The sequence below is a fragment of the Blautia sp. AF26-2 genome (genome assembly GCF_003460955.1).
Lineage (GTDB): Bacteria > Bacillota > Clostridia > Lachnospirales > Lachnospiraceae > Fusicatenibacter > Fusicatenibacter saccharivorans.
On sequence record NZ_QTWD01000013.1, the window covers coordinates 35,649 to 49,024 of the forward strand.

Sequence of the window (13,376 nt, forward strand, 5' to 3'; positions counted from 1 at the left end):
AAAATTTACTCTACTTCAATCATTTCGGCATCTGCTTTTCTTAAGGATAATTCGTATCCTCTGACGGTTACTTCGACCGGATCGCCGAGCGGAGCAACTTTGCGCACGAATACGTCAACACCCTTGGTGATTCCCATATCCATGATTCTTCTTTTGACCGGACCGGAGCCGTTGAGTTTTACAACTTTAACGGTTTCTCCTACGGAAGTCTCTTTTAAAGTCTTCATCTTCTCTCCTTCTTTCCTATCAAATCAGGATTTTGGCTGCCATATCTTTTCCAACGGCCACCCTGGAATCTTTCACATTCACGATGAGATTGCCGTCGATTTCCGATACGACTGTCACGTTTCCGCCAACGACGAAGCCAAGATTTTCAAGAAATCTTCTGGTCTCTTCTTTTCCGCCGACTTTTCTGATTGTGTAACATTCGCCTGGATTTGCCATCGTTAAAGGCATAGTCAATTACCTCCTGTGTATGATAATGAGTTTCATCTCTATTTCAGTTGTTAGTATATGCTAACGTACGTTAGATGTCAACTGCTTTTTTACTATTTTTTTGTATTTTTTTCTGAAATTTACTCCGTTACTGAGAAAAAGCCTTCGTTAAGAGCCCTATTTTTTTGAAAAATAAGGCAGAACAGAGAAATTTCGTATCTCCCTGTTCTGCCCTTTTTGCTTTCCATTTCTTTTTAGAAACGGTACATCATCTTATGCCATTTTGCACCGCCATGCGTCGAGTCGGAAAGTTCGATATATTCGTATCCGATCCTTTTGTAGAATGGAATCATATGATCCTTGCACGTAAGAACAACGGCTTTTTTGTCACGCTCTCCTGCGCTTTTTACCATATGACGCATCAGTGCTTCTCCAATGCCCTGTTTCTGGAACTTCGGATTGACGTCCAGTCCGAAAATCATCTGATAATCGCCGTCCGGGTTGTGCAGCGTGGCGTCATGGTAGAGTGCATCCGCCAGATAATCGGTATCCGCACAGCAGCCATTGCAGAAGCCTGCGATTTCGCCGTCTTCAGTTTCCGCCACAAAAAAGCTGTTTTTGCAGGTTTTGTACCGCTCCATGAAGTCTTCATAACCTGCCGCCTCGGCAGCCGGGAAGCATAGCGCCTCCACCTCGGCTACCTTTTTCAGATCTTCCTCTTTTACCGGACGGATCGTATACTTTACTTTTCGTTTTAAATAGGGCTTCAGTCCCGCAACGACTTCTTCCACCGTTCCATCCACGAACGGATTCTTCAGTCCTGCCAGCTCCAGCAGTGCAAAATATCCCTTGCTTCCGCCTGCCTGGCAGAGACGGTAATAATCGTCCCACGCCTTTTCCGGCTCTTTTTTGGAACGCTCAAAGAACTGGAAAGCACAGATCTGTGCCAGCGCATAATCAATATAATAGAACGGGTTCACAAAGATATGCTGCTTCTGCATCCAGAAACCGCCCTCCTCGAGGAACTTGTGGCCGTCATAATTTCTCCATGGCATATAGGTCAGCTCTAACTGATGCCAGATCGCACGGCGCTCCTTGGCCGTCATGCCGATATTTTCAAATACCTTATGCTGGAACTCATCCACACATACCATGTACGGAATCACTTCCAGCGCGCTCATCAGGTGCGCATAACGGTAATCATCTGCTTTCTCTCCAAAGAATGCATTCATCCAGGGGTATGCGAAATGCTCCATTGTCATCGAGTGAATCTCCGCCACCTCGCTTGTCGGGAATACCATATCCATAAACGGAATCTGTTTTGCCGCCGTATACGCCTCGAATGCATGGCCCGCCTCATGAGTCAGAACATCAACGTCCGCGCTCGTACCATTAAAGTTGGAGAAGATGAACGGCGCCTTGAACGTATTCAGAAATGTGCAGTAACCGCCTGTCTGTTTTCCCGGCTTCGTCTCCAGGTCAAACAGCTCATGCTCCACCATAAAATCAAAGAACTCACCCGTCTCTTTCGACAGCTCATGGTACATCTTCTGCGCCTTCGCAACCAGTTCCTCCGTCGTTCCTTCCGGAACCGCATTTCCTTCCGGGAAAATCAGCTCCTCATCGTAATAATGCAGCCGGTCCACTCTAAGCCGTTTCTCCTGCTCCTTCCGAAGCTCCAGGCAGAGCGGTACAATCTTCTCCTTCACCTGCGCACGGAACTTTGCAACATCCTCCGCCGTATAATCGTATCTTCCATAGCTCAGGTAAATAAATTCAATGTAAGAAGAAAATCCCAGCTTCTTCGCAATTTTATCGCGCAGCGGAACCATCTTGTCATACAGCGCATCCAGCTCCCCGGAAATCTCTTCATACAAATCTCCCCATGCCGTCATCGCCTCTTTCCGCATCTGGCGGTCCGTACTCTGCATCGCCTTCAGCAGTCCATAAAAATTACACGTTTCGCCCTTAAATTCCGTCGAAGCATTCGCCGTAATTTTACTGTACTGCTGCGTCAGATTCGCCTCTTCGATCAGATCCTCCACGATACAGTCGTCCGCTAATTTTTGGCCAACCTCCATATTCTTCACAAAAAATTCCCCGAACTCCTCTGCAAACTCTTTGATAAACGGAGACTCCAGAATCACCTTCTCTGCCTTTTGTATCAGCAGATGGATCGCCGGAATCGTCTCATTCCAGAACTGAACCTCTCCTTCATAAAACGAATCTCTGGTGTCCACCGTATATCTTACCTGCGCCACTTCCGCCATTGTCGCCCAGGCATCCTCGCGCGTTTTTTCTTCCATAAAAAGTCCGCGCAGCTCCTCATATGATTTTGCCTCTTTGAGCGCCTTCGTATACGCTCTTACTTTTTCCTGCTCTGCCTCCATGTCCGGCCTTACGTATTCAATTTCCGAAAACTTTTTCATCTTCTCTTACCTCCTTCTATTCCAGAACGCCCAGATTTTTCAACTCATGATAAACCCGGGACGCCGGCAGCCCCATCACATTATAATAGTCTCCCTGGATTCCTTTCACAAACTTTGTCCCAAACACCGTCTGAATTCCGTATCCTCCAGCCTTATCCGACCACACAGGAGCCTCCCCCTCTTTCTCAAGAGCAAGATACCCGTTTATCTCCTCCTCTGTCATCGCATAAAACTCTACATCTGTACGGTCACAGAACGATACCACACGCTTTGCGTCCCCCTCTGTTACCGCAATCGTAACTCCAGTATACACCTGATGCACCCTTCCCTGCAACTGCTGCATCATGCTTCTGGCATGTTCTATCCCTTTCGGCTTGCCAAGGATCTCCCCTTCAAAAGCCACAACCGTATCCGCCCCGATCACAACGGCATCCCCTTCGGTAATCTCCGCAACATCCAGACATTTCAGCCGTGAAAGCTCCTCCACAACCTTCTCCGGTTCCGCAGACGTCACAACTTCTTCCGCCCCTGAAGCCTGAACCTTACACCGTATTCCCAACATCTCCATCAACTCTCTTCTTCTGGGTGACCCCGAAGCCAATATCACTTTCATCCTGCTGTCTCCTTTATTTTTTCTTTCATGACATGCATTTTTTTCACACCATGCAGCGGTCCGCGGGAATGTGCGGCTTGCGCCAGATGGCCGGATAAAATAAGTACGCCGGGAACAAACACAATCCACTCGTGTCCGTTCCCGGCGTACTTATTTTATCCAGATGCCTGAATTTCCGTCTTATGCAAAGCAAAACGATAAGCCGGGTTATGTCGTGTGTAATCATCTATCCAATGGAACTGTCGCCAGTCCCCTTAAGCGACCCACCTGAAAACATGACGGGCAGCCATATACGTTTTCTATTCGGTCTTGCTTCGGATGGGGTTTACATGGCTTTCTCTGTTACCAGAGAAACGGTAGTCTCTTACACTGCCTTTCCACCCTTACCAGGAAAAACCTGGCGGTATCTCTCTGTTGCACTATCCCTGGAGTCGCCTCCGCCGGACGTTATCCGGCATCCTGCCCTGCGAAGCCCGGACTTTCCTCACCTGGCCCCTTTCGGTCCTGCCAGCCGCGATTACATATCTTACTTTGTCAAAAACGGAACATCAGACAGTTAATAATCTTACCACAAACTCTCTTTCTTGTCCATCCCCAAATCGCAGATCCCACAAAGCCATACAAAACAGCCTTTCACACATCAAAGCAGCTTCCCCCCACAAACTCCCGCAGAATCGAATTCTTGGGAATATCCTCAATCGGCACTCCGACAAAATAATCCAAAAACTTCAGCAGCCGCTTTGCCTCCTGGTACTCCGGCTCTCCCTCCTCAATCTGGAACAGCAGCGGTTCCGCATACAGCTTCAGAACCGAAAGCTCATACACCAGCGCCGAATTAAACATCACATCCGCCTTCTCCTGGTTCGGAAAAATATTCCGATCCTCGCCGCGGCGCACCGACGGCCACATCGCAATCGTCTCCTTCGCCGACGTTGCCCGCGTCCGGCTGTCGCGCACCATCCGCCGGATCAGACGTCCGTCCGTCGTCGGAATCCGGTTGTGCTCATCCACATTGATCTGCGTCAGCGCACTGATATAAATCCGGAATTTACTTTCCGAAGGAAGCGACCATGTCAGTTTTTCATTCAGCCCGTGAATCCCCTCCAGCACCAGCACATCAGTCTCCTTCATCTGAATAAAATTCCCCTTGTACTCGCGCTTGCCCGTCTTAAAATTAAAATACGGCAGTTCCACACGCTCTCCGTTCAAAAGTGCTGTCATATCCCGATTCAAAAGCTCGATATCCAGTGCTTCCAGGCATTCAAAATCATAATCGCCGTTTTCATCCCGCGGCGTATCTACCCGGTTCACATAGTAATTATCAAGGCTGATCGGATGCGGCGTCAGACCATGCGCTGAAAGCTGGATGGAAAGCCGGTTGCAGAACGTTGTCTTTCCGGAGGAAGACGGCCCCGCAATCAGCACAAATTTAACCTGCTTTCTTTCCGCAATCTGCTCCGCAATCTTCGCGATTTTCTGCTCCTGCAGCGCCTCCGCAATCAGCATCATCTGCTGAATATTGCCCTTTGTGATGCGTTCATTTAAGTCGGCAACCGTGGAAATTCCCATCTGCTCACCCCAGCGCTCCGATTCCCGCTGCACCTGGAACACCTTCGGGGAGAGATTCGCCGCCGGCACCGTCTCCGGCGCCTTTTTCTCCGGCATCTGCAGCACAAAGCCGTCATCGTATAAATAGAGATCAAAATACTTCAGATAACTCGTATCATACGTCATAAATCCATAATAATAGTCTTCAAAATCCCCGAGACTGTACAGATTCACACGGGAGACACGGCGGTAACGGAATAAGCGGTCTTTATCCGTCATGCCATGCAGCCGGAACCGTTCTCTCGCCTCGTGCGTATCGACACTCCGCTTATAAATCGGCACCGCCTTTTCCACCTGTTCATGCATATACGCTTTTACTTCGTCCAAAAACGCCTGATTCAGCGTGATATCGCCGTCCACCGTGTAGAAAAAGCCCGAACCCGCCGAAAAATGCAGCATCACATGGCGGATCTTATCGTAGCCTCCCACATGATACACCGCTTTTACCAGCAGAAGAGAAAGACTCCTCTGATACGTTTTATGTCCGATCTCATCCTTCGTTGTCACAAATTCCAGTTCACATTTTTTTTTCAGCTGTTTGTGCAGCTCCCGCAGCCGTCCGTCCACTTTCACAAGGACAATCGGCGCGTCCATTGTTTTTTCAAAATCCTTTGCAATCTCATAATAAGAGCAATTTTCCGGATATTCGTATCCTTTTCCATCAATTGTTACCTGAATCAATTGTAATTCCTCCTTCTTGCAAAACTTTCTGAAAATTCAGAAGTGACAGAAAAGGCGCGCCCGAAAATTACAACTGCTGAAATTTTCAGACACGCCCCTCTTGTGCAAACGCTGTCGTTACATCGTATGGAAACGCGCAAGCGCAGATTCCAGTACTGCCTCTTTTTCTTTTAATTCCCAAAGGCGCTGTGCTGCCTTTTCACTGGAGTGATCCGAAAGCTGGCGGATCAGCGTCTGGTTCTGCTCCTGCTGTTTCAGAAGGTATTCCCTCAGCACCGGATTTTCCTTTTCCAGAAGGCGCGGTCCATAGAAAAGCTCCTCCGCCTTCAGATTCTCCTTTTCCCCTGGCACTGCCCGCAGAATCGGATAATATTTTCCATCCTCCTCTACAAAATTCTCCTGTGCAAGGAAAAATCCGTGTTCCAGAAGCCATGCACGCACGCGGTCGATATCCGACTGCGGCTCCAGGATCAGCTCCCGAAAACCGGACAGCAGCGGCTCACCTTCGCTTAAAATTCTTATGGTAAGCCCGCCGCCCATGCCCGCGATGAGAAGAGAATCACCCTCTCCCGCACGCAGGGCATGGAGTCCGTCGGAAAGTCTTGTTTCTATGTAGTCCCCCATCTGGTACTGCGCAATATGCTCCCTGGCCCGCTCCAGCGGTCCGCGGTTCACATCCATGGCGATTGCGGAGGAAATCTTCTTCTGTTCCAGCAGCGCAATCGGCACATAACCGTGATCTGTTCCCACATCGACCAGGCAGCCGCCCGGGGTGACAAACTCCGCTACCGCGGAAAGTCTTTTTGATAACTGCATTTTCCTGTCGTCCTTTTCTTCCTCGCAGATTAGTCCAGGTAATCTTTCAGCTTTCTGGAACGGCTCGGATGGCGCAGTTTACGGAGCGCTTTCGCCTCAATCTGACGGATACGCTCTCTTGTAACGTTGAACTCTTTACCAACCTCTTCGAGGGTTCTCGCACGGCCGTCATCGAGTCCGAAACGGAGACGCAGAACCTTCTGCTCACGGTCAGTCAGCGTGCTTAACACATCCTCGAGCTGCTCTTTCAGCATGGTGAATGCTGCCGCGTCTGCCGGTACCGGCACATTGTCGTCCTGGATGAAGTCACCGAGGTGGCTGTCCTCTTCCTCACCGATTGGTGTCTCGAGTGAAACCGGTTCCTGGGAGATTTTCAGGATCTCACGCACACGCTCTACAGACATGTGCATCTCCTCTGCGATCTCTTCCGGAGTAGGTTCGCGGCCTAACTCCTGCAGTAACTGACGGGAAACGCGGATCAGCTTGTTGATGGTCTCTACCATATGAACCGGAATACGGATCGTTCTCGCCTGGTCTGCAATCGCTCTTGTGATTGCCTGGCGGATCCACCATGTTGCATAGGTGGAGAATTTGTATCCCTTGCGGTAATCGAATTTTTCAACCGCTTTGATGAGGCCTAAGTTACCTTCCTGAATCAGATCCAGGAACAGCATGCCGCGGCCGACATAACGTTTTGCAATGGAAACAACGAGACGAAGGTTGGCCTCTGCCAGACGTTTTTTCGCATCCTCATCGCCCTCTTCCATTCTCTGTGCCAGCTTGATCTCTTCCTCTGCGGAAAGAAGCGGCACTTTACCGATCTCTTTTAAGTACATGCGGACCGGGTCCTCAATGCTGATGCCTTCCGGAACGGAAAGGTCGATGTTTTCCATATCGATCTCTTCTTCCTCGGAAAGGTCGATGTCATCGTCGTCCAGAAGGAGAAGATCGCGGTCTGCCGCATTTGGATCCTCGGTCATATCGGAGAGGCGCAGTACGTCGATACCGCTTGCCTCCAGGTATTCAAATACCTTCTCCATCTGCTCCGCATCCAGCGGCATATCGCGGAAAAAGTCGTTGATTTCCTGATATTCCAGGACGCTCTTTTTCTTTTTGCCGTATGCTACCAGCTCTTTTAATTTTTCCATAAATTTTGCTTTATCGAACTCCATTGACTGTCCATCCTTCCATAGCTTGTATATATTCTGTCCCTGCCCTGCGAAATTAAACACGCAGAACAGAAGATTCCAGGGTTTTTCTTTGGTATCCAGGCCTCCTTAAAAAGCGAAATCCGGAAGTTCCCCTGCTTTCCACCGCTCCAGGCTCTTTTTGTCCGCCATCAGCTTCTGCAGCGCCGCCATATCGGTCACATTCATATGTGCCGACTGATACGCAATGCTGTTTTCTTTCATATTGCAGATCACATCATGCAGCGCGCGCCGTTTTTCCTCCTCTGTCTCCAGCGGGATTCTGGCATTAAAAAGGCCTGCAACTTCTTTCTGCTCCTCGGAATCAACAAACTGATTCAAAAGCTTTGCCGGATTCACCCCGCCCTCGTGATACTGCAGCACAATCATCTCTGCAATCTGGCGGTAAAGAGGTGTGGTAAAATCCTCCGGCGTAATATATTTTTCCAGTTTTCCAATGAGCGCCGGATAAGAGGTCATCCATGTCAGCATCAGCTTCTGTGCTTTTTCGACACCGCCCTCTTTCTCTTTTTTGTTTGCGGCTGTATTCCGCGGCTTGACACGCTCCGTCCTTCCGGCTCCTGATAGTGCCATCTGACCGACCTGCTTTCGCAGTACTTCGACGGCAATCCCGTATTTTCCTGCCACTGCCTCAAGATAACTGTTCCGCTCGATCTCATCCTCGATTGCAACGAGACGACGCACCGCCTCATGCAGGAAATCGGATTTGCCCTGCGGGTCGGCAAGGTCGAAATCGCGTTCCTTCATGCGGATCTCATACAAAACGCTGTTCTCCGCCTCTTCCAGACGTTTTTCGAACGCTTCGCAGCCCTCGTGCTGGATAAACTCATCCGGGTCCTTATACGGTCTCAAATTGACGACACGCGTTGTAAGACCAACCCCTTTGAGCATCGGAATCGCACGAAGCGCCGCTTTGACGCCTGCCTCATCGCTGTCATAGATCACAAGAACCTCGTCGGTATACCGTTTCATCAGCCCCGCCTGCAGCGATGTGAGTGCTGTTCCAAGAGAAGCTACCGCGTTATTGAATCCTGCCTGGTGCATGGAGATGACGTCCATATAGCCCTCGCAGATAATCAGATTTTTTCTCCGTGAAGAGCGCGCCAGATGCAGCCCGTAGAGATTGCGGCTCTTATCGAAAATCTTTGTCTCCGGCGAATTCAGGTATTTCGGCTTTCCATCCCCCATCACACGGCCTCCGAAGCCGATGACACGGCTGTTGGCATCCATGATCGGGTAAATGACACGGTTCCAGAACTTGTCCTGCATGCCATGCACCTCGTCCGCCAGAAAAAGGCCCGACTGACGCAGGATTTCATCGTCATACCCTTTTTCTTTTAAGAAACGGTACAGCAGGCTTCCATACTTATCTGAATAGCCAAGGCCGAATTTTCGAATCGTATCATCCGAAAGGCCGCGCCCCTTCAGGTAATCGTAGCCCTGCTTTCCGCGCTCGGTGTGGAGCTGGTAATAATAGAATTTCGCCGCCTGCTTATTGATCTCCAGCAGCGTATTCTTTAAATCCGCCTGCTCCTTTGCTTCTTTCGAATACTCCATCTGCGGAAGCTCCACCCCGGCCCGGTCGGCCAGAAATTTCAAGGCTTCCACAAACGTGAAGTTTTCGTATTCCATCAAAAATGTGAAAACATTTCCTCCGGCTCCGCATCCGAAGCAGTAATACATCTGCTTTCCTGGGCTGACGGAAAAGGAAGGGGACTTCTCATTGTGGAACGGGCAGAGCCCGAAGTAAGAGCTTCCTCTTCTTGTCAGCTTTACGTAGCCGGATATCACATCTACGATGTCATTTTTCATACGAATCTCTTCCACTAAATCATCGGAATATCGCATTTTTTCCTCCCTGTATCTAATAAACCGCCCAGGCTTTCGGCACGAACAGCTCCTCGTATTTGTGCATGGAATACTGATCGGTCATACCGGCAATGTAATCGCATACTACCTGTGTCTTGTCCTCGCCGCACCCGATCAGATTCCGGTACTCGCGGGACATCTGTTCCGGGTGCTCCTGGTAGTAGGTGTAGAGGGAAATCAGCATCTTCTTTGCCTTCTCCTCCTCTTTTTTCGCCTCCTGGTTGCGGTAGACGTTCGCGAACATCAACTCCCGCAGCATGCGCATTCCCTCGGCAATCTCCGCCGACTGGCGCACATACTCCGTTCCGCGGCTCTGCTCCACAATGTCGTGGATCAGCGTATTGAGCCGCTCGCGGCATGTATCGCCAAGGACGACGCGGATCGTAATCGGGATGTCATCCTCGCTTAAAATGCCGGCACGGATGGCATCGTCCATATCGTGGTGGATGTAGGCGATCTTGTCGCAGAGACGCACAACCTGTCCCTCCAGGGTCGACGGCTTTCCCGCCGTGCGGTGGTTCAGAATTCCATCCCGCACTTCCCAGGTCAGGTTCAGGCCCTGTCCTTCCTTTTCCAGAACCTCCACGACACGGACGCTCTGTTCCGCGTGGCGGAAGCCCCCGGGATGCACCGCATTGAGCGCCGCTTCCCCGGAATGGCCGAACGGCGTGTGTCCGAGATCGTGGCCGAGCGCAATGGCTTCGGTCAGATCCTCATTCAGATTCAGCGCCCGCGCAATCGTGCGGGCAATCTGGGACACCTCGAGTGTGTGCGTCAGGCGGGTCCGGTAATGATCGCCCTGCGCAGCAAGAAACACCTGTGTTTTGTCTTTCATCCTGCGAAAGGCTTTGGAGTGGAGAATCCGGTCCCGGTCTCTCTGGTAGACGGTGCGGATGTCACACTCCGGTTCATATCGGTCCCTTCCTCTGGAATTCCGGCTGTGCGCCGCATAAGGACTCAGCTTCTGAAATTCCCGTTCTTCAAACGATTCTCTCAAGTTCAAACGAAGACCACCTCTTTCCCGGTAATATGCCTGTAACAGTTCTTTTCATTGTCCTCCTATTTCCTATATTCGGTGCCCGATTCCGATTTCCTTTTTTATTTTTCAAATTTTTCAAATTTTTTCAAAAAAAGTGTTGACGGCTTACAACTCTGGTGCTATAATACATCTTGTCGTCAGCGAGATGACAAAAACTTAAAGAACATGCGGAAGTGCTGGAATTGGCAGACAGGCCAGACTAAGGATCTGGTGGTCATTGCGATCGTGTGGGTTCAAGTCCCATCTTCCGCATGAAATTTAAAAAACTACATAACATGCGGAAGTGCTGGAATTGGCAGACAGGCCAGACTAAGGATCTGGTGGTCATTGCGATCGTGTGGGTTCAAGTCCCATCTTCCGCAGAACGAAAACCCTTGTGCATGCAAGGGTTTTTTCCTGCTCAAAAAAATCAGAGGAAATTCCTTTCCGGATCCCTCTGATTTCTTATTTTTCTTTTTTTCAGAATTTTCTCTGCAATTTCTGTTTTTACAGGTTCGGTCTTACAATCTTCGGTGTATAGCCAGCCTCTTCCAGTGCTTTGACAATACGGTTCTTGTGATCGGTGCCGAATGCCTCCATTGTGATGCGGAGCTCTACTGCAGCACTTCTGTTCGTTGTGAAGAACTGGTTGTGGTCCAGTTTGATGACGTTTCCGTTCTCGTTTGCAATCACCTGGGAAACGCGTACCAGCTCGCCTGGTTTATCCGGCAGAAGAACGGATACAGTAAAGATACGGTCTCTCTGGATCAGTCCGTTCTGGATCACGGAAGACATGGTGATGACGTCCATATTTCCGCCGCTTAAGATCGAAACAATCTTTTTGCCCTTGACATCCAGATGCTTTAATGCAGCCACAGTCAGAAGACCGGAGTTCTCGACGATCATCTTGTGGTTTTCTACCATATCAAGGAATGCTACGATCAGCTCATCATCATCCACAGTAATGATCTCGTCCAGGTTCTGTCTTACATACGGGAAAATCTTGGTTCCCGGTGTCTGTACTGCAGTACCGTCTGCAATTGTGCTGACAGGAGATACGGTCGTTACCTCGCCTTTTTCAAAAGAAGCCTTCATACAGGCTGCTCCGGACGGCTCAACACCGATGACTTTGATGTTTGGTTTCAGCAGTTTTGCCAGTGTGGAAACACCGGTAGCCAGTCCGCCTCCTCCGATCGGAACAAGGATATAATCTACGAGCGGAAGCTCCTGAATCACTTCCATAGCGATGGTTCCCTGGCCGGTTGCAACGGTCAGATCATCGAACGGGTGAATAAAGGTATAGCCATGCTCTGCTGCAAGCTCGTATGCTTTTGCACATGCCTCATCGTACACATCTCCGTACAGAACAACCTCAGCGCCGTAGCTCTGGGTACGCTCTACTTTGATGAGCGGTGTGGTCGTCGGCATCACAATGACAGCCTTTGCACCGTAGCATTTTGCCGCATACGCAACGCCCTGTGCATGGTTTCCTGCCGATGCGGTGATCAGTCCTTTTGCGCGCTCCTCTTCACTTAAGGTGCTGATTTTGTAATAGGCACCGCGCAGCTTATAGGCGCCGGTCAGCTGCATATTTTCCGGTTTTAAGTAGACTTTATTTCCCGTCTGCTCGCTGAAATATTTGCTGTAAACCAGTTTGGTCTCCTGTGTTACTTTTTTTACAATTTCAGACGCTTCCTCAAATTTCGGGAGTGTCAGCATTTCTTCTGCCATAGTCTTTTCTCCTTGTTGTCTTTTTAAGCATTCTCTTCGGATGTATGGAACAGTGCATTTACAAACTGGTCTGCATCAAATTTCTGCAGATCGTGGATGCTCTCGCCCACGCCGATGTATTTGACCGGAATATCAAGCTCGGACTGGATGGCAACGGCGATACCGCCCTTTGCAGTTCCGTCCAGCTTCGTCAGAATGATACCGGTGACATTTGCCACTTCCGCAAACTGTCTTGCCTGCTGCAGCGCATTCTGGCCCGTGGTACCATCCAGCACCACCAGCGTTTCCAGGTATGCCTCTGGGTACTCTTTTTCCAGAATCCGGTAAATCTTGTGGAGCTCTTCCATCAGGTTCTTCTTGTTGTGAAGTCTTCCTGCCGTATCACAGATCAGCACATCCGCATTTCTGGCTTTTGCCGCTGCGACTGCATCGTACACGATGGACGCCGGATCTGCTCCGTTCTGTCCGCCGATGATATCCACGCCGGCGCGGTGCGCCCACTCCGTGAGCTGCTCGCCTGCCGCTGCACGGAACGTATCTGCTGCCGCAAGAACAACCTTTTTGCCCTGATCCTTCAGAAGGCCGGCCAGCTTTCCGACGGAGGTCGTTTTTCCGACTCCATTGACACCGATCACCAGCACTACCGATTTCCGGTTTTCAAATTCATAGGCTGTATCGCCTACATCCATCTGTTTTTTGATGCTCTCGATCAGAAGCTGTTTGCACTCTGCCGGATCGGTAATGTGCTCTTCTGCCACCCGCTCTTTTAAGTGGTCAATAATTTTGGTCGTTGTATTGATGCCGATATCTCCCATGACGAGAATCTCCTCGATCTCCTCATAAAAATCGTCATCAATATTGGAATAGCCGCTGAAAATAGAATCAATTCCAGCTACAATGCTGTCTCGGGTCTTCGTCAGACCGTTGACAAGACGTTTGAAAAAGCCTACTTTCTCCTCCGCCATACC

Annotated in this window: 11 protein-coding genes, 2 tRNA genes and 1 other RNA gene; 2 read left to right on the top strand and 12 right to left on the bottom strand. The window is 49.9% G+C overall.

The window, feature by feature from the left end; translation table 11 throughout:
• Nucleotides 1-5 precede the first annotated feature (5 nt).
• The 10 genes from DWY63_RS15180 to DWY63_RS15225 all read right to left on the bottom strand — a co-directional run bounded on the left by DWY63_RS15180 (nt 6) and on the right by DWY63_RS15225 (nt 10,662).
• On the bottom strand, nt 6-227 hold the full coding sequence (locus tag DWY63_RS15180) for a FeoA family protein (RefSeq protein WP_022462745.1): 222 nt from the start codon (nt 225-227) through the stop codon (nt 6-8).
• 19 nt (nt 228-246) lie between these two features.
• Nucleotides 247-456, bottom strand: a complete 210-nt coding sequence (locus DWY63_RS15185; RefSeq protein ID WP_022462744.1) for a FeoA family protein — start codon at nt 454-456, stop codon at nt 247-249.
• A 233-nt stretch (nt 457-689) separates the two neighbouring features.
• Nucleotides 690-2,864, bottom strand: a complete 2,175-nt coding sequence (locus DWY63_RS15190) for a M3 family oligoendopeptidase (protein WP_117802555.1) — start codon at nt 2,862-2,864, stop codon at nt 690-692.
• A 16-nt stretch (nt 2,865-2,880) separates the two neighbouring features.
• The gene (locus DWY63_RS15195) at nt 2,881-3,477 is read right to left on the bottom strand and encodes a Maf family protein (RefSeq protein WP_117510305.1); all 597 of its coding nucleotides are present in this window, start codon (nt 3,475-3,477) and stop codon (nt 2,881-2,883) included.
• Nucleotides 3,478-3,659: 182 nt separating this feature from the next.
• Nucleotides 3,660-4,010, bottom strand: an RNA gene (gene rnpB, locus DWY63_RS15200) — RNase P RNA component class A.
• Nucleotides 4,011-4,110: 100 nt separating this feature from the next.
• A complete protein-coding gene (locus DWY63_RS15205; protein ID WP_242991187.1) occupies nt 4,111-5,766 on the bottom strand; it encodes a nucleoside kinase in 1,656 nt (551 codons plus the stop codon).
• Between the two features lie 117 nt (nt 5,767-5,883).
• Nucleotides 5,884-6,582: a tRNA (adenine(22)-N(1))-methyltransferase gene (locus tag DWY63_RS15210; protein WP_022462740.1), complete on the bottom strand. Its 699-nt coding sequence runs from the start codon at nt 6,580-6,582 to the stop codon at nt 5,884-5,886.
• 29 nt (nt 6,583-6,611) lie between these two features.
• Entirely contained in the window at nt 6,612-7,754 is a 1,143-nt protein-coding gene (gene rpoD / locus DWY63_RS15215) for an RNA polymerase sigma factor RpoD (RefSeq protein WP_055228389.1), read from the bottom strand.
• 105 nt (nt 7,755-7,859) lie between these two features.
• On the bottom strand, nt 7,860-9,638 hold the full coding sequence (gene dnaG, locus DWY63_RS15220; RefSeq protein WP_055228390.1) for a DNA primase: 1,779 nt from the start codon (nt 9,636-9,638) through the stop codon (nt 7,860-7,862).
• A gap of 16 nt (nt 9,639-9,654) precedes the next feature.
• Entirely contained in the window at nt 9,655-10,662 is a 1,008-nt protein-coding gene (locus DWY63_RS15225) for a deoxyguanosinetriphosphate triphosphohydrolase (RefSeq protein WP_117802556.1), read from the bottom strand.
• A 203-nt stretch (nt 10,663-10,865) separates the two neighbouring features.
• On the opposite strand from DWY63_RS15225, the gene DWY63_RS15230 reads away from it, so the two are divergent.
• A tRNA-Leu gene (locus tag DWY63_RS15230) sits at nt 10,866-10,950 on the top strand.
• A gap of 25 nt (nt 10,951-10,975) precedes the next feature.
• Nucleotides 10,976-11,060: transfer RNA gene (locus DWY63_RS15235), tRNA-Leu, on the top strand.
• A 124-nt stretch (nt 11,061-11,184) separates the two neighbouring features.
• Here the strand turns inward: DWY63_RS15235 and ilvA are convergent.
• Together ilvA and ftsY are read right to left on the bottom strand one after the other, a co-directional pair.
• Nucleotides 11,185-12,396 carry a threonine ammonia-lyase gene (gene ilvA / locus DWY63_RS15240; protein WP_117802587.1) on the bottom strand — a complete coding sequence of 404 codons (1,212 nt, stop codon included), beginning with the start codon at nt 12,394-12,396 and terminating at the stop codon, nt 11,185-11,187.
• Between the two features lie 35 nt (nt 12,397-12,431).
• Nucleotides 12,432-13,373, bottom strand: coding sequence for a signal recognition particle-docking protein FtsY (gene ftsY, locus DWY63_RS15245; protein WP_022462735.1), 942 nt, complete (start codon nt 13,371-13,373; stop codon nt 12,432-12,434).
• Nucleotides 13,374-13,376: the final 3 nt, after the last annotated feature.